We start from the raw sequence: 16,101 nt of genomic DNA on the forward strand, positions 1-16,101 counted from the left end.
CGTGCACAGGACACACACAAAAAATGTGCAAAAATTGGCATTGACTTAAAGCACGCTGTTGAGTTCTCAAGATTCGCTCGCGACCCTCACGGTGGCCTCATGTGAGGCATCCCATTCGGGGCTTTTAAACCTTCCGGCCCGACCACTCTATCACGACTTCGACGCGCTGTCAAATCGGATCTTCCTGAGGCTGGCCACAGGGCCAACGCGGTTGAAGCGGTGGGCTGGATTGCTTGGCCGCAAAGCGGCTGCTGTCTATCCTAGCCAAGTTCACTACTTCGGTCAAATCCGATCTCAGCTCGTCTCTGTGGAGTTGTGCGGTCGTCACCTTCAGGCAACTTGCCTAACTGTACTCCCCTGGTTTCTCGAAGTCAACTTCGCCACCAGGTCTTGATCCGACTTCTCCCGATCTTGAGTGGGTACTAATCGCACGCACACTCATCGGTTTCCGTCGCCTCAAGTCAGGCCCTGCCCCTTCCGGCCCATCGGCCCGGCCGAGGCAGCCCGGTGAACATTACACACCTCAAGAGGAACATTCAAATCGGCTTGCCAGCACCATGCTTCCCATAACTGCGACGGCGCGGCCAGCCCCTCGTGGCTTCGGCGTAGAGTGCTGCCATGCGACTCAACGTTCTGGCCGCCGGCTTCTGCTTGGCGCTGGTTTCTTGCTCGCCGGTTCTCCGTGCGGACTACACCGGTATGGCTATTTGGGACGCCTCCCATTGGCCGGACGAACTCCCAGACGTGCAGATCGCCAACTCACCCCACCCTCAACCAAGCTCGACTCCAACACCCACACCAGTTCCTTCCCCCAAGGCTCTACGCCGGGTGACAATCAACGTCTCCGGCGACCTTCTCTGGCACAACACACTGTGGACTAGCGCCCAACAGGACGCCAGCCGAACCGGCCGAGGCCAGATGGATTTCTTCCCCCAACTCGCCCACCTACAAAGCTTCGTATCCCGAGCAAGCATCGGGATCTGTCACTCCGAAGTGCCCTTTGCCCCTCCCCAGGGTCCCTTCCGGAACTTTCCCCTCTTCGCAGCCCCTCCCTCCATTGCCCCAGCCCTCAAGGAGGTTGGCTGGGACATCTGCACCACTGCCTCGAACCACACCATGGACGGCGGATGGCCCGGGGTCGTGCGCACGATCGAGACTCACGAAGAGGCGGGACTGCGCACCGTCGGTACCTACCGCACCCGGGAAGAGGCCGAAACCCCCACGATCTACGAAGCTGCCGGGGTGAAGGTGGGCTTCGTTTCCCAGGCCTACGGGCTCAATGGCCTCTCGCGACCCGCCGACAAGCCCTGGGCAGTCAGCTTGTTGGACGCCGACAAAGCGATAGCCGACGCCCGCAAGGCCAAGGAGGCCGGAGCCGACATCGTCGGTGTCCACATGCATGCGGGTACTGAATACTCCCGGGAACTGAATCGCGAGCAAATCGATTTTGTCGCTGCGGTCACGGCCTCCGAGCACGTCGACTTCGTTTTTGGCCAACACGCACATGTCGTGCAACCCATCGACCGTGTCAACGGGAAATGGGTCGTCTACGGCGCAGGAAACCTGATCGCCCAAAGCGGCCCACCCTATCCGTACACCTACGACGGCTACATGGCGGAGTTCACCTTTACCGAAACCTCACCAGGTGTGTTCGACTCAGAGTTGCTCTGGGCGCCGACACACATCACCCGTCATCGAAACGGCTCCCCTGCGCGGGTCTACCTCATACCCGAGGCGCTGGACCAAGGAATCGGCCCCACCACTCAACTGAAGGAATCAGCCGCGCGGACCCGAGCCATCGTCGGACAAGTCCCCGGGCTCAGGGAACTGGGCCAAGCCGACAACAACTGACCAGCCGCGCCGACCTCCGGTCAGCAGATCACTCCGCCCACGGTCTTGCGCCCCCGACGCAGCACCGCGAACCGTCCGTGCAACAGGTCGTCCGCGCCCAGCACTCGTTCGGAATCAGTCACCTTCTCGTTGTTCAGGTAGGCGCCGCCTTCGGCAATCGCCCGGCGGGCCGCAGACTTCGATTCCACTACCCCGGCCAGCACCATCGCGTCCACGACAGGTAGAGGCGCTTGCGCCTGAGCCGCACGCAGCGCTCGCATTGCTCCGGCGATGGATTCTTCGGACAGTTCCCGGAGCTCCCCTCGGCCAAACAGCGCCTGTGCTGCAGCGACTGCTTCGCGCCGCGCAGTGGCCCCATGGACCACATCAGTTACGGCGTCCGCCAGCGCCCGCTGCGCGGCCCGCTTGTGGGGGGCGTCAATCGTCTCCTGTTCAAGGGCCTCGACCTCTTCGCGACTGAGATCGGTGAATACCTTGAGATAGTCCACGACTTTCGCGTCCTCGGCGTTCAGGAAGAACTGGTGAAACTCGTAGGGGGTGGTCAAGTTCGGGTCGAGCCAAACCGTACCGCCCTCGGTCTTGCCAAACTTCGTGCCATCCGCCTTCGTGATCAGCGGGGTGGCCAATGCATGAACCCGAACCTGGTCGGAACGCCGCAGCAACTCCACCCCCGCCGTAATGTTGCCCCATTGGTCAGAGCCACCGGTCTGCAGCGTGACCCCGAAACGACGATGCAACTCCCGGAAGTCGTTCGACTGCAGCAGAACATAGCTGAACTCCGTGTAACTGATCCCTGACTCCAGGCGCCGCGCAACGACGTCCCGGGCCAGCATCCGGTTCACCGGGAAATGCTTACCGATGTCCCGCAGGAAATCGATCGCGCTCAGACCAGAAGTCCAGTCCAGGTTGTTGACCAGCACGGCAGCGTTCCCGCCTTCGAAGGAGACAAACCCCGTAGTCTGCTGGCGGATCGCCTCGACCCATCCTGCCACGATGTCAGCATCGTTCATGACACGCTCGCCGGTCTCCTTCGGGTCACCGATCAGCCCCGTCGCTCCCCCAACGAGCAGATGTGGGATGTGCCCGGCGAGCTGCAGGCGACGTGCCATGAGCAGCTGCATCATGTGTCCGATGTGCAGGCTGGAAGCCGTCGGGTCGAAGCCAACATAGAACTTGACCGGCCCCGCCGACAGGTGCGCGGCAAGCGCCTCCGGATCAGTGGAATGCGCGACGAGGCCGCGCCAGCAAAGGTCTTCGAACAAGTTCATGGGGCCAAGCATAGAGCCTCCGGTTGCGTCAATGCGCGGCCCAATCAGCCAACTCCGCCTGAGCTGCGCGCAGTTCCATGATCTGTTCCGCCACTCGCTCAGGCGCAGTTCCTCCGCGGCCGTTGCGCGCCTCAACCGAGCCGGCAACCGTGAGCACCGTTAGCACCCCGGCGTCGAGATGCTCCGAAATCTGCGGCAGGTCCGCACTCGTGAGATCACCAAGCTCAATCCCCTTAGACTCGCAGTATCGAACGGCCTCTCCCGCCACCTCGTGAGCGACCGCAAACGGCACCTTCGCACGCACCAGGTAATCCGCAACATCGGTGGCCAGCGAGAAACCCTTGGGCGCCACCTCGGCCATGCGCGCTGGGTGGAAGGTCAAAGTCGCTACCATGCCCGCAACCGCCGGAACCAGGACGTGCAGCTGGTCAATTCCATCGAAAATCGGTTCCTTGTCCTCCTGCAAATCCCGGTTGTAGGCCAGCGGGAGGCCCTTCAACGTCGCCATCAGCCCCGCCAAATTGCCAATCAGTCGACCGGCTTTGCCCCGGGCCAGCTCTGCCACGTCGGGATTCTTCTTCTGCGGCATGATCGACGATCCGGTGGACCACGCGTCGTCCAACGTGGCAAAGCCAAACTCCGCCGTGCACCACAGGATCACGTCCTCGCTGAGCCTGGACAAGTCCACTCCGATTTGCGCCAGCACGAAGGCGCACTCTGCGACGAGGTCGCGCGCTGCTGTCCCATCAATGGAGTTAGGCACCGAGGATTCGAAGCCCAACTCACGCGCCACCAGTTCCGGGTCCAGCCCCAACGAAGTACCAGCCAACGCGGCCGAGCCATATGGGCTGACCGCCAGGCGTCGGTCTAGGTCCCGCAGCCGCTCCACGTCCCGGACCAGCGGCCAAGCATGGGCAAGCAGATGATGGCTCAACAGAATCGGTTGCGCGGACTGCAGATGCGTGCGCCCCGGCAAAACGGCTCCCAAGTACCGTTCGGCCTGCTCCGTCAAGGCAGCAATCACCCCATCGAGGTCCTGCGCAATCAGGCGGGCCTCTGTGCGCAGATAGCTCCGAATCAGCGTCGCTATCTGATCGTTGCGCGACCGCCCAGCGCGCAACCTACCGCCCAGCTCGGTACCGACGATCTCCTTGAGGCCACGCTCCAATGCGCCATGCACATCCTCGTCGCTGTCGGCCGCCACGAATTCTCCCATCGACACCCGCCTGGCCAGCTCCGCCAGGCCGGCGTCCATCTCGGCCGCCTGCGCATCGCCAAGGTACCCCGCCGCATGCAAGGCCTTGGCATGAGCCCGCGACCCGGCGATGTCATGCAGAGCGAGGCGCCAATCGAACTGCGTCGACTTGCTGAGCGCGAACATTGCCTCGCTGGGCCCGCCCGAGAACCTACCGCCCCAGAGCCTTCCCTCAGTCATTCTTCCTCCGTAGCTTTACCAGTGATGGTCATTCTCTCCAGTTGCTCCGCAAGTGCCGCCGCGGACGGCTCGTCAACGGCGATCACCAGCACAGTGTCGTCGCCGGCGATCGTGCCTACGACGCCGTCCAACCCTGCCTGATCCAGTGCCGCACCAAAATACTGCGCTGCCCCCGGCGGGGTGCGCAACACAATCTGGTTCAGCGCCCGACGGATGGTCAGCAGCAGTTCAGCACACAGCCGGGCCAAGCGGGTGGCTGCCCGGGTATCCAACTCCTGCAACACGTAAACCAGCGAGCCGTCCGCACCGCGCTGGCGGGCGGCCCCCAAAGCCAGCAGATCCTTCGAAAGGGTGGATTGGCTGGCCAGGATGCCACGCGCTTCCAACGCCGCAGCCAACTCCGCCTGCGACGAGTAGCGCTGCTCGTGCAGCAACTGACGCAACGCCGCGTGGCGGCCAGCACGGGACACCTCCGTCATTGCCGCTCCAGCAAGGCCGGCAGCTGGGCGACGAACTCGCCAAGTTGCTCCCTCGTTATCACCAGCGGCGGCGCAAGCCGAAGCACGTTGGGCCGGGCCGCGTTCACAATGAAACCCGCAGACAGCGCGCGTTCCACAACCTCCGGCGCACCGTCGTCGTTTAGGACGATGCCGCGCAACAGCCCTCGACCTCGGACTTCGCGAATCCTCGGATGACCGAGCGCCACAATCTGATCGGCGAGCCAACCACCGAGGGCATTCACCCTCTCCAGCAGTTGCCCGACCTCATGCAGCACGGCCAGCCCCGCCGCAGCAGCCACCGGGTTCCCCCCGAACGTGGTTCCATGCATTCCGGGTCGTAGCCAGCCGGCGGTGGCGCCCGTGGCCAGGCAGGCCCCGATCGGGAAACCGTTTCCCAGCCCCTTCGCCAAGGTAACCAGGTCTGGCTCAACCGAGTAGTGGTGATGGGCGAACATGGCTCCACAACGCCCGATGCCCGTCTGCACCTCATCGATCCACAGCAACGCGCCCGCATCCCTCGTAAGACGCCTAGCCAGTTCAACGAACGACCCGGACGCCACCACCACCCCATTCTCGCCCTGGACTACCTCCAGCACTACGGCGGCCGTTCGCTCGTCCACCGCGCTTGCCAGCGCCGCTTCATCGCCGAATGGGACGAACTGCACCTCGCCGATCAGCGGGGCGAATGGCTCCCGGTAGGCCGGATTGTGCGTCAGCGCCAGCGAGCCAGTAGTTCGCCCGTGGAATGCTCCCTCCATCGCCACCAGCTTCATCCGACCGGTGAGACGCGAGATCTTCAAGGCCGTCTCGTTGGCTTCCGAGCCGGAGTTGCAGAAAAAGACCCGTGCGCTTGGGTCGCCCAACTCAGCGGCCAGCCGCTCGGCCAGTCGAATCTGCGGCTCGGAGGCGAACAGGTTCGAGATGTGGCCCAGCGTGTCCAGCTGACGGGCGATGGCACCGTTCACCGCTTGGTTCGCGTGGCCGAGCCCCACGACCGCCAACCCGCCGAGCAGGTCGGTGTACCAGCGGCCATCCGCGTCACGCAACCGGGCCCCTCGCCCCTCGACGAACACCCTTTTCGGGCTGCCGAACGCGTTCATCATCACCGAGTCGTACCGGCCCAGCAACTGCGCATTGCTCAACTCCACAGTCATTTTCTCACCATCGTTCCCACGCCCTCATCTGTGAAGATCTCAAGCAGCAACGAGTGAGGTTGGGTCCCGTCACTGATCGTTGCGCTCTGCACACCGCCGTCCACGGCAGCCAGGCAGGCCTCCACCTTCGGAACCATGCCCGTAGCCAGGCTCGGCAGCATGGCGCGGGCATCGTCGGCGCTGATCTCGGTGATCAGCGAATCCGGGTCTGGGTAGTTCGCGTAAAGGCCCGCGACGTTGGTGAGCATCACAAGCCGTTTAGCGCCAATGACCGCCGCGAGCGCGGCCGCAGCGGTGTCCGCGTTCACGTTGTGGATCACGCCGCCGGCGTCGGGCGCGACCGAGGCAACCACCGGGATGCGCCCCGCCTCGATCAGATCAATCAGCCCGGATGGGTTGACCGAGTCGATGTCGCCGACCAGCCCGAGATCAACCTCCTCATCGCCGACGGTGGCCAACCTGCGCACGGCCGTGAACAGCCCACCGTCCTCACCCGACATGCCGACCGCGTAGGGACCCTCCTGATTGATGAGGTTCACCAGCTCCCGGCCCACCTGGCCAACGAGCACCATCCGCACAACCTCCATCGCCTCCGGAGTCGTCACCCGGAAGCCGCTGCGAAACTCCGAATCAATGCCCAGCCGGTCCAGCATCGAAGAAATCTGCGGGCCGCCGCCGTGCACAACGACTGGCTTCACCCCCACCTGCCGCAAGAAGACGATGTCCTTCGCCAGGTCGCGTTTCAGGCCCTCGTCCGTCATGGCGTTGCCACCGTATTTGATCACCATGATCTCGCCGGCGTACTCCTTCAACCACGGCAGCGCCTCGATCAGTGTCGCGGCCTTCGCGGTGCTGTTTTCCAGGCTCACGATGAATACTCCGCGTTCTCCTTGACATAGTCATAGGTCAAATCGTTTGTCAGGATGGTCGCGCTCGCGGTGCCCGCGTGCAGGTCCACCAGAACGCGCACGTCCCGGGCGGACAGTTCGACCAGGGACCGGTCGTCACCGATCGCACCAGCCCGGCACACCTGAACGCCATTGAAGCTGACATCAAGCTGGTCAGGATCGAACTCGGCGTCCGTCACCCCAATCGCGCTCAGCACCCGCCCCCAGTTGGGATCCCCGCCAAAAATGGCGCACTTGAACAGGTTGGAACGCGCAATCTCCCGCCCGACCACCTCCGCGTCACGCTCACTCGCGGCGCCAACGACCTCGATGGCGATGTCATGCCGGGCGCCCTCCGCGTCGCGGATCAGCTGCCGCGCCAAGTCGGCTGAGACCGTCCGCAGTGCCTCGGCCAGTTCCGCCTGCGAAACCGGCACTCCAGAGGCTCCCGAACCCAACGCAATCACGGTGTCGTTGGTGGACATGCAGCCGTCGGAGTCGGCTCGGTCGAAGGTCGTGCGGGTGGCCTCGCGCAGCGCCCGGTCGAGACAGTCCGCGTCGACCTCGGCGTCGGTTGTGAGCACGACGAGCATCGTGGCCAGCCCGGGCGCGAGCATGCCGGCCCCCTTCGCGATGCCGCCGACGCTCCAGCCAGTCCCGCGGAACTCGCTCGTCTTGTGCACGGTGTCCGTCGTCATGATCGCGCGCGCGGCATCCTCCCCGCCGGTGATGCTCAGCCGCTCCACGGCCTCGGCCAGCCCCGCCAGGATCTGCGGCATGGGTAGCCGCACGCCGATCAGCCCCGTCGAGCACACCGCAACGTTGTCCGCAGGAAGCCGTAGCAGTTCGGCGGCGCGCACCGCCGTCGCCGCAGCATCAGCAAAGCCCGCCGCGCCCGTGCAGGCGTTTGCCCCGCCGGAGTTCAGCACAACGGCCTGCACCTGCCCGTCGGCGACCGCCTGACGGGACCACTTGACTGGCGCGGCGAAAACCCGGTTGGTCGTGAAGACGGCAGCCGCCGCCATCCGGGGGCCATCGTTGACCACCAACGCCAGGTCCGGTCGGCCGGTGGGCTTGATCCCAGCCGCCACGCCGGCGGCCCGAAAACCCTTGGGTGTGGTGACGCTCATGGAGCTACCCCGTTCCCGCTCAATCCGATGGACTCGTCGAGCCCGAGAGCGATGTTCATGGACTGGATGGCCCCGCCTGCGGTGCCTTTGCTCAGGTTGTCGATGGCGGCACAAACGATCACCCTGTCCGCGGCCTGATCCACCGTGATCTGGAGCGAAACCCTGTTGGAGCCGAGCACCGCCGCCGTCATCGGCCACCGGCCTTCCGGAAGCAGCTCGACGAAGGGCTCGTCGGCGCACCACGCCTCGTAGGCGGGGCGCACCAGCTTCGGGTCGCCGACCAGCGGTGCGCTGCACGTGGCCAGAATGCCGCGGGACATCGGCGCCAGGAGCGGAGTGAAACTCAGCCCGACCGGGCCGGAAGCCACGCCCGAGAGGTTCTGGATGATCTCGGGAATGTGCCGGTGCCCGCCGCCCACGGCGTAGGGCAGCACGTTGCCCATCACCTCGGAGCCCAACAGGTGCGGCTTTAGCGACCTGCCCGCCCCCGACGTGCCGGACACCGCGACGACGTTCAGCTGACCCGCGTCCACCATGCCCTGCGCCACGGCGGGCAGAAAAGCCAACGTCACCGCCGTCGGGTAGCAGCCAGGCACGGCGATACGCTTCGCCTGCCGCAGTACCGCGCGTTGGCCAGGCAACTCGGGCAAGCCGTAGGGCCAGGTGCCCGCGTGCTCCGTGCCGTAGAACCTCTGCCAGGCCGCCGGGTCGGACAGTCGGAAATCGGCGCCCGAGTCGATCACGAGAACATCTTCGCCGAGCTCTCGCGCGATAGGCGCCGAGGCACCATGCGGCAGAGCCAGGAAGACGACATCATGCCCAGCGAGCGTCTCAGCGGTGGTCGGTTCGACCACGCGCTCGGCGAGGGCCGCCAGATGCGGCTGGTGGTTGCCGAGCTTATCTCCCACCGACGAATTGCCCGTGAGCGCGCCGATCCGCGCGTTCGGATGGCCAGCCAGAAGGCGGAGCAGCTCTCCCCCGGCATAACCGGTGCACCCTGCAACAGCTATCGAGAAGGTCATAAGATAACTATGACATAGATTCCATATTTATTCTAGGGCTTGGGTCGGCTTTCGCAGCAGCCACAAACAGCTCAACCCCCACCCGGAACCGACGCTCAGCCGCCTCGGCATCCAACTCCGGGATGACACCGAGCTCCAACAGCTGTCGCTGGGTCTGATCGTGCATCGTCGCGCCCAGGATGAAATGCTCACAGGCCGCCAGCAGATCCTCCGAAACGACGCCGCGCAGCCCCGCCCACGGATCGGCGGCGCCCAGCCCCAAGGCCCTGCTGGACGCCACCAACTCCGCCCCGTCGCGGCAACTCAGCAGCGTCGCGCGATACTCGTCAGCCCAGACCCGCAGGTCATCGGCCCCCACCGGGCGCAACAGCTCGTCCGCCAGCGCCGCCAACAGCTGCTGCTTGTTCGGCACGTGGTAATAGAGGGCTCCCGCCTGCACCCCAAGCTCCTCCGCCAACCTGCGCATCGTCAAATCGGCCAGGCCATAGCGGGCCAGAATCTCCAATCCGCCCGCGACGATGGCCGCCTTCGTCAACGCCATCGTCGCACCATCCCCCAACGGCTCGTTCTCCTCACCCACCCTACGACGGAGCGACAGCCGTCGAAAGCGAAACGACAAGAGCCCGAACCGCGCCCCGTTCCGGGCTCTGCACCCCCGGCAGCGGTTGTTCCCAGCAAGCGGTCGCCCCTGGATACGACGCCCTTAAACGACGGACTGTCAGTGGCGGTCCACCCCCATCCCAGCTTGGCATACCGGCCGACCCAAGCAGCGAAAGCGAGCAGGCCCGCTACCGACAACACCACAACATGATTCCCGTGCGCCCGCACCGCGCCCCCGAGCACCAACGCTCCCTGGGGGAGCGCAACCCGGACGAATGGCTGGTATCCGGCACGAGGCAGCACCCCGTCAGCCGCCGTCGACTCATTCGTTAGTGACATGGAGGTGATTCTGCCAGTTAGCAACCTCGCCCCGGCAGGCAGCCTGGCGAGGCCCCGGGGCAGACGGTCCCCTCAAAATCAGGCGCGCTGAACGGCCCCGAAGCGCGCCACGGCCTCCGCCACCGCCGCCTGCCGGACCTCTGCTGCCTCAGCGTCAGTCAGCGTACGATCACCGCGGATCCGCAACGCGAAGGCGAGGGACTTCTTGCCCTCACCAACCTGTTCACCCGTGAAAACGTCGAACAACCGCACGGATTCCAGCAACTCTCCTCCTCCGGCGACCAGGGCCGAGTGCACGTCGGCCGCCGCCACCGATTGATCCACAATCAGGGCAACATCCTCCTTGGCCACCGGGAAGCTGTGCAGCAGGCCAATTCGCCCGGCGTGGGGCGCGGCGTCGAGCAGCGCGTCCAGGTTGAACTCCACCGCACAGGTTCGTGCCGGCAGACCGAAAGCAGCGATCACGTCGGGGTGCAGCTCACCGGCGTAGCCCAGCGAGGCCTCACCAACCAGCAGCTCCGCGGTTCGGCCCGGATGCCAGGGCGCTACATCGTCGCGCTGCCGCCGGACGAGGGCAACGCCCACCGCATTCGCCGCGCTTTCGGCCAGGGCCACGACGTGGGTCCAGTCAGCGGCCACCGCCGGCCCGGACCAACCTGCCGGAACCCAGTTGCCCGCCACGAGGCCGGCCACGAACTGCGGCTGAGCTGGCAGCGCCGCGTCGAGTGCGCGAATCTCCTTGTCCGACGGCCGATGCGTCACCGCCGGACGCGGCGCATCCATCGGTTCACCGGCGAAGAAAACACTGCCCACCTCAAAGATCGCCACGTCGTCAATCGACCGAGAAACGTTCGTTGCCAACGCGCGCAGCAGCCCGGGCAACAAGGTGGTACGCAGCAGCGGGTGAGCATCGGACAGCGGGTTGCTGAGCCGGACAGCGGAGCGCGCAGCCGACTGCTCGGGCAGGCCCAGCCTATCCAGTTCCTCGCTGCCGATGAACGGCAGGGTCATGCACTGCGTGAATCCGGCAGCCACCACCGCGTGGATGACCTCTCGCCGCGCCGCCTGACGACGAGTCAGCCCCCCGCCTCCCGCAGCCACCGGAAGTCGTCGACCAATGCGGTCATAGCCATACTTGCGGCCGACCTCCTCGACAATGTCATAGGGGTCGACCAGGTCGTTGCGCCACGTCGGAACCTCCAACGTAATGGAGTCGCCGAAGGCAGTGACCTCCGCACCCGTGGCCGTAAGCAGTCGAACTACCTCGTCGTAGTGGACTTCCGCGCCGAGCACGGCAGACACCAGCCCGGCTAGCAGCCGGATCGTGTGCCGCTCAGGCACCTGCCCGACGAAGGTCTCTCCCGCCACTTCACCGCCGCCGTACTTGATGATCAGTTCCGCAGCCTGACGGGCCGCGGAGAAGCCGAGTGCCGGATCCACGGTGCGCTCGAATCGCTTCGACGCCTCCGAGAACAACCCGTGGGCGCGGAAGGTGCGAGACACCGAGACCGAGTCGAAAGCAGCAGCCTCCAGGACAATGCGGGTGGTCCGCTCGTTCACCTCGGTGGTTTCACCACCCATGACACCGGCCAGGCCGATCGCACCCGAGTCGTCGGCGATGACCATGTCCTCGACGCGCAGCTTGCGCAGCTGCCCGTCAAGAGTGACCAGTTCCTCGTCCTGATCCGCCTGGCGAACACGGATGGCTCCCTGGAGCCGATCAGCGTCGTAAGCGTGCAGCGGCTGTCCGGATTCGAGCATCACGTAGTTGGTCACGTCCACGGCAAGCGAGATCGAGCGCACGCCCGACGCCCGCAGTCTGTCGACGATGTACCGGGGGGTCTTGGCCTGCGGGTTCGTCGCGTTAATCGTGATCGCGGTGAAAGCCGAACAATTCGGGGTCTGCAGAATCACCTCGTGCCCGCTGGCTGCATCCGCCACCGGCGGAAGTCGGTACGGGTCGGTGAAGCTGCAGTTGAAAGCGATCGCCGCCTCGCGCGCCAGGCCGCGCAGCGACAGGCAGTAGCCGAGGTCCGGGGTCACGTCGATCTCCAGCACCTCGTCCGAAGTCCACAGCAGCTCGATCGCGCTCTCGCCCGGCGTGCCGGAACCCAGCACCATGATGCCTTCGTGATTCTCGCCCAGTCCGATCTCGTCCTCGGCACAGATCATGCCGTCCGATACGTGGCCGTACGTCTTGCGCGCAGAGATCTGGAAATCGCCCGGCAGGACCGTACCAGGCAGGGCAACCACGACGAGATCCCCGACTACGAAGTTGTGCGCGCCACAGACGATGCCCCGAGAGGCAGGTGTGTCCTCGGTGGCCGCTTCGTTCAGTTCCTCGCCGACGTCAACCCGGCAGTAGCGGATAACCTTCCCGTTCTTTTGCGGTTCTTCGACGAGGCTGAGCACGCGGCCAACCACCAACGGGCCGGTTACGGGGGAGCCGACGCTCTCGATCCGCTCCACCGTCAGGCCGACGTTGGTGAAACGCCTAGCGATCTCCTGCGCGGTGGCCTCCTCTGGCAACCTCACCAAGTCACGGAGCCAAGAAACAGGAACCTTCATCGGGCGCCTCCAATCAACGAACGGCTGAAACGCACATCCCCCTCAACGAAATAGCGAATGTCGGGCGCTCCGTTTCGGAACATCACGGTGCGCTCGATCCCCATCCCGAACGCGAACCCTGAGTACTCCTCCGGGTCGATGCCGCAGGCCTGGAGGACGCGCGGATTAACCACGCCACAGCCGCCCCACTCGATCCAACCCTCGCTCCGGCATGTCCGGCATGAGTTCTGCGGGTCCCCCACGGACTTGCCGTGGCAGGCGAAGCACTGGAGATCCACCTCTGCAGATGGTTCGGTGAACGGGAAGTAATGCGGGCGCATGCGGGTCTCCACCTGGCCGAACAGCGCCTGAGCTAGGTGGTCCAAAGTTCCTCGAAGGTCCGCCATCGAGATTCCCTTGTCCACCACCAGGCCCTCCAGTTGGTGGAACATCGGCAGGTGAGTGGCGTCGTACTCGTCGGATCGGAACACTTTGCCCGGGCTGATTATGTACAGCGGCACACCACGGCTGAGCAGAGCGCGGGCTTGCACCGGAGAGGTCTGGGTACGCAACAGCTTGGCCGCGCTGGGCGGATCCACCCAAAGGGTGTCCTGTTCGCCGCGCGCAGGATGGTCCGGGGGCAGGTTGAGCGCGTCGAAGTTGTACCACTCGGCTTCAAGCTCCGGGCCCTCCGCGACCTCGTAGCCGAGCGCGACGAACACGTCGGTCATGCGATCGATCATGGCGGTTACGGGGTGGATGGCGCCCAGCGGCCGATGCTCGATCGGCAGCGTCATGTCCACCCGCTCCGCGACGAGTGCCTGCTGCAGCTCTTGGCGCGCCAACTCCTCCTGACGCGCGGCAACAGCCTGGTTCACTTGGCCGCGAGCCTGGCCCACCCGTTTGCCGACCTCCTTGCGGGCGGCAGGCGGCAGGGCCCCGATCTCCCGGTTCGCCAGCGCGAGTGGAGAGCGATCCCCGGCATGGGCGAGCCTCGCCTGTTTCAATTCTTCCGTCGTCGTCGCGGCAGCTACGGCCGCTAAAGCGTCCGCAACGTAGCCCTCGACTGTTTCGGGGCTGAGTTGAGAAACCTGCTTGGGATCGTAATTGTCATTGGGCCCGCTCATTGCGCACTCCTTCACTATTCCTTCGCTGTGCGGATGCCGTGGCGTACAGACAAACCGCCGCCGCGCTGGACAGGTTGAGGCTCTCTGCCCCGCCCCACATAGGGACGGCAACCACCTCGTCAGCCAGTGCGCGGTCGGCAACGGGCAGCCCCCAGGCTTCGTTGCCCATGATCCAGGCGGTAGGCCGCCGAAGTTCGCCGCGCAGCGCCTTCAGATCTAGCGGTTCCCCCTCCCCGTCGGCCGCCAACACGTGCAGCCCCAGGGAGTGCACGCGATCTACCGCGTCGCGCAGATCAACTCCGGTGAGTATGGGCATGTGGAAAAGACTACCGACAGTGGAGCGCACCACCTTCGGATTATAAATATCGACGGACCCCGTGGTCAGGATGACCGCGTCGGCCCCGAAGGCGTCAGCGCAGCGGATCACGGTACCCGCGTTTCCGGGGTCGCGCACCTGTGAACAAATCACGACGAGTCGCGCATCAGAAATGTGCTCCCAGCCGAAGCTCAGTTGACGACAAACCGCTATGACGCCCTGCGGCGTCACCGTATCCGAGAGCTGACGCATGGCCGATTCGTCGGCACGCCAGAGGGTTCCCGAGTAGCCGTCGAGCAGATCGGCGTGCTTGGCCGGGTCGTCGACGACGACCTCCTCGACGATGTCACCCGCTGCCAGGGCTTCGCGGACGGCTTGCCGCCCCTCCACGAGGAACTTGTTCGCGATGTCCCGACCGCGGCGCTGCGTCAAACGACGAACCGAACGCAGCACCCCGACCGGGAGCGCTGCGTCCGGTTCGTGGCGCACGGCAGACTCAGGCTGCGGGAGTCTGGTGTTCCTTCGCGACGGCAACCAGCGCGTTGAAGGCCACAACATCGTTCACGGCAAGCTCGGCGAGGATCTTACGATCAACCTCCACGCCCGCGTTCTTCAGACCGCTGATGAAGCGGTTGTAGGTCATGCCCTCCGCGCGGCAGCCCGCGTTGATCCGCTGAATCCACAGGCCACGGAAATCGCCCTTCTTGGCACGACGGTCGCGGTAGCTGTAAGTATACGAGTGAAGCAGCTGCTCCTTCGCCTTGCGGTACAGCCGAGAGCGCTGACCACGGTAGCCAGATGCCTGCTCAAGTACTTCGCGGCGCTTCTTCTTCGCGTTTACGGAACGCTTCACGCGTGCCATGTTGACTCCTTAGGAAAACGTATGAGGGATGCGGGTGGGTGGGTTGGCTCAGCGGCCCTTGTGCTTGCCAAGCAGCTTGCGCGCTTTCTTGGCCTCGACCTCGACGACCTCCACGTTGCCCTGCAGGCGACGGATTCGACGGGACGACTTGTGCTCGTTCAGGTGGCCGAGGTTGGCCTGACGGTGCATGAGCTTGCCCGACCCGGTAGTCTTGAACCGCTTCTTGGCACCGGAGTGCGTCTTCATCTTCGGCATGACGTGCTCGCTTTCTTCTTCTTTGGGGGTTACGAATCCGGCAGACGACCGACGCTCAGAAGAGGTCGATGTCCGGATCGATGTTGTCTGCGGGGCCGCGACGCTTCTTGGCGGGCTTGCTCTGTGCCGCCTTTTCGCGCAGCTTGGCCTCCGCGGCCTTTTCGGCAGCGGCGTCTTCCTGACGCTGGGCCATGCGACGGTCGCGATCAGCATCGCGGTCGGCCTTCGCCTCGGTCTTCTTCTTGGTGGGCCCGAGCACCATCAGCATGTTCCGGCCGTCCTGCTTGGGGGCGGATTCAACATAGCCGAACTCGGCCACATCGTCGGCCAGCCGTTTCAGCAGATCAATGCCCAACTCGGGGCGCGACTGCTCACGGCCGCGGAACATGATGGTGATCTTGACCTTGTCGCCGGCCTTCAGGAAGCGGACGACGTGACCCTTCTTCGTCTCATAATCGTGGCTGTCAATCTTGAGCCGCAGCTTCATCTCCTTGGTGGAGACATTCGACTGGTTCCGCCGCGCGTCCCGCACCTTCTGTGCGGCCTCGTACTTGAACTTGCCGTAATCCATCAGTTTCGCGACCGGCGGCCGCGCCTGCGGAGCGACCTCGACGAGATCCAGATCACTTTCCGCGGCGAGGCGCAGCGCGTCCTCCACGCGGACTATGCCGACCTGCTCCCCCTTGGGGCCAACAAGCCGGACCTCAGGTACTCGGATGCGATCATTGATCCGTGGTTCAGTACTGATGACAACTCCTATAGAGACAATCCGCGATCAACAAAAAGGCCTCCGCGCGCGCAGAGGCCG

15 protein-coding genes are annotated in these 16,101 nt (G+C 64.8%); 1 reads left to right on the forward strand and 14 read right to left on the reverse strand.

The genetic code is table 11. The annotated features are described in order from the left end of the window. Positions 1–699 precede the first annotated feature (699 nt). Positions 700–1,851 carry a CapA family protein gene (locus tag EII42_RS07665; protein ID WP_233558322.1) on the forward strand — a complete coding sequence of 384 codons (1,152 nt, stop codon included), beginning with the start codon at positions 700–702 and terminating at the stop codon, positions 1,849–1,851. A gap of 20 nt (positions 1,852–1,871) precedes the next feature. On the opposite strand, the gene tyrS is transcribed toward EII42_RS07665, so the two are convergent. From tyrS to infC, 14 genes are all read right to left on the reverse strand, one after another. Beyond that, entirely contained in the window at positions 1,872–3,119 is a 1,248-nt protein-coding gene (tyrS, locus tag EII42_RS07670) for a tyrosine--tRNA ligase (RefSeq protein ID WP_125171538.1), read from the reverse strand. A gap of 28 nt (positions 3,120–3,147) precedes the next feature. Continuing rightward, the gene (argH, locus tag EII42_RS07675; protein ID WP_125171539.1) at positions 3,148–4,554 is read right to left on the reverse strand and encodes an argininosuccinate lyase; all 1,407 of its coding nucleotides are present in this window, start codon (positions 4,552–4,554) and stop codon (positions 3,148–3,150) included. Continuing rightward, entirely contained in the window at positions 4,551–5,033 is a 483-nt protein-coding gene (gene argR / locus EII42_RS07680; RefSeq protein ID WP_125171540.1) for an arginine repressor, read from the reverse strand. Before argR ends, argH begins: the two co-directional genes overlap by 4 nt. Continuing rightward, entirely contained in the window at positions 5,030–6,208 is a 1,179-nt protein-coding gene (locus tag EII42_RS07685) for an acetylornithine transaminase (protein ID WP_125171541.1), read from the reverse strand. Before EII42_RS07685 ends, argR begins: the two co-directional genes overlap by 4 nt. Then, positions 6,205–7,077 carry an acetylglutamate kinase gene (gene argB / locus EII42_RS07690; protein ID WP_370318105.1) on the reverse strand — a complete coding sequence of 291 codons (873 nt, stop codon included), beginning with the start codon at positions 7,075–7,077 and terminating at the stop codon, positions 6,205–6,207. The genes EII42_RS07685 and argB overlap by 4 nt, the downstream gene beginning before the upstream one ends. After that, complete coding sequence (gene argJ, locus EII42_RS07695; RefSeq protein ID WP_125171542.1) at positions 7,074–8,225, reverse strand: bifunctional glutamate N-acetyltransferase/amino-acid acetyltransferase ArgJ; 1,152 nt, start codon at positions 8,223–8,225, stop codon at positions 7,074–7,076. The genes argB and argJ overlap by 4 nt, the downstream gene beginning before the upstream one ends. Further along, the gene (gene argC / locus EII42_RS07700) at positions 8,222–9,247 is read right to left on the reverse strand and encodes an N-acetyl-gamma-glutamyl-phosphate reductase (RefSeq protein ID WP_125171543.1); all 1,026 of its coding nucleotides are present in this window, start codon (positions 9,245–9,247) and stop codon (positions 8,222–8,224) included. Before argC ends, argJ begins: the two co-directional genes overlap by 4 nt. A 7-nt stretch (positions 9,248–9,254) precedes the next feature. Next, complete coding sequence (locus EII42_RS07705) at positions 9,255–9,788, reverse strand: TetR family transcriptional regulator (protein ID WP_125171619.1); 534 nt, start codon at positions 9,786–9,788, stop codon at positions 9,255–9,257. Positions 9,789–10,264: 476 nt separating this feature from the next. Continuing rightward, entirely contained in the window at positions 10,265–12,754 is a 2,490-nt protein-coding gene (pheT, locus tag EII42_RS07710) for a phenylalanine--tRNA ligase subunit beta (RefSeq protein ID WP_125171544.1), read from the reverse strand. Further along, the gene (pheS, locus tag EII42_RS07715) at positions 12,751–13,860 is read right to left on the reverse strand and encodes a phenylalanine--tRNA ligase subunit alpha (protein WP_125171545.1); all 1,110 of its coding nucleotides are present in this window, start codon (positions 13,858–13,860) and stop codon (positions 12,751–12,753) included. Before pheS ends, pheT begins: the two co-directional genes overlap by 4 nt. Then, positions 13,844–14,665, reverse strand: coding sequence for an RNA methyltransferase (locus tag EII42_RS07720; protein ID WP_233558314.1), 822 nt, complete (start codon positions 14,663–14,665; stop codon positions 13,844–13,846). The genes pheS and EII42_RS07720 overlap by 17 nt, the downstream gene beginning before the upstream one ends. A 7-nt stretch (positions 14,666–14,672) precedes the next feature. Then, positions 14,673–15,038: a 50S ribosomal protein L20 gene (gene rplT, locus EII42_RS07725; RefSeq protein ID WP_125171547.1), complete on the reverse strand. Its 366-nt coding sequence runs from the start codon at positions 15,036–15,038 to the stop codon at positions 14,673–14,675. Between the two features lie 48 nt (positions 15,039–15,086). Then, the gene (rpmI, locus tag EII42_RS07730; RefSeq protein WP_125171548.1) at positions 15,087–15,293 is read right to left on the reverse strand and encodes a 50S ribosomal protein L35; all 207 of its coding nucleotides are present in this window, start codon (positions 15,291–15,293) and stop codon (positions 15,087–15,089) included. A gap of 55 nt (positions 15,294–15,348) precedes the next feature. Beyond that, positions 15,349–16,062 carry a translation initiation factor IF-3 gene (gene infC / locus EII42_RS07735; RefSeq protein ID WP_125171549.1) on the reverse strand — a complete coding sequence of 238 codons (714 nt, stop codon included), beginning with the start codon at positions 16,060–16,062 and terminating at the stop codon, positions 15,349–15,351. Between the last annotated feature and the right edge of the window lie 39 nt (positions 16,063–16,101).

Origin of the sequence: Tessaracoccus sp. OH4464_COT-324 (assembly GCF_003932855.1) — a bacterium.
Classification (GTDB): Bacteria; Actinomycetota; Actinomycetes; order Propionibacteriales; family Propionibacteriaceae; genus Arachnia.

Coding starts and splice junctions, on each gene's coding strand:
- rpmI (WP_125171548.1), bottom strand. CDS start 15,293: ATGCCGAAGATGAAGACGCACTCCGGTGCCAAGAAGCGGTTCAAGACT.
- tyrS (WP_125171538.1), bottom strand. CDS start 3,119: ATGAACTTGTTCGAAGACCTTTGCTGGCGCGGCCTCGTCGCGCATTCC.
- pheT (WP_125171544.1), bottom strand. CDS start 12,754: ATGAAGGTTCCTGTTTCTTGGCTCCGTGACTTGGTGAGGTTGCCAGAG.
- argJ (WP_125171542.1), bottom strand. CDS start 8,225: ATGAGCGTCACCACACCCAAGGGTTTTCGGGCCGCCGGCGTGGCGGCT.
- argR (WP_125171540.1), bottom strand. CDS start 5,033: ATGACGGAGGTGTCCCGTGCTGGCCGCCACGCGGCGTTGCGTCAGTTG.
- pheS (WP_125171545.1), bottom strand. CDS start 13,860: ATGAGCGGGCCCAATGACAATTACGATCCCAAGCAGGTTTCTCAACTC.
- rplT (WP_125171547.1), bottom strand. CDS start 15,038: ATGGCACGCGTGAAGCGTTCCGTAAACGCGAAGAAGAAGCGCCGCGAA.
- EII42_RS07685 (WP_125171541.1), bottom strand. CDS start 6,208: ATGACTGTGGAGTTGAGCAATGCGCAGTTGCTGGGCCGGTACGACTCG.
- EII42_RS07705 (WP_125171619.1), bottom strand. CDS start 9,788: ATGGCGTTGACGAAGGCGGCCATCGTCGCGGGCGGATTGGAGATTCTG.
- EII42_RS07665 (WP_233558322.1), top strand. CDS start 700: ATGGCTATTTGGGACGCCTCCCATTGGCCGGACGAACTCCCAGACGTG.
- argC (WP_125171543.1), bottom strand. CDS start 9,247: ATGACCTTCTCGATAGCTGTTGCAGGGTGCACCGGTTATGCCGGGGGA.
- argH (WP_125171539.1), bottom strand. CDS start 4,554: ATGACTGAGGGAAGGCTCTGGGGCGGTAGGTTCTCGGGCGGGCCCAGC.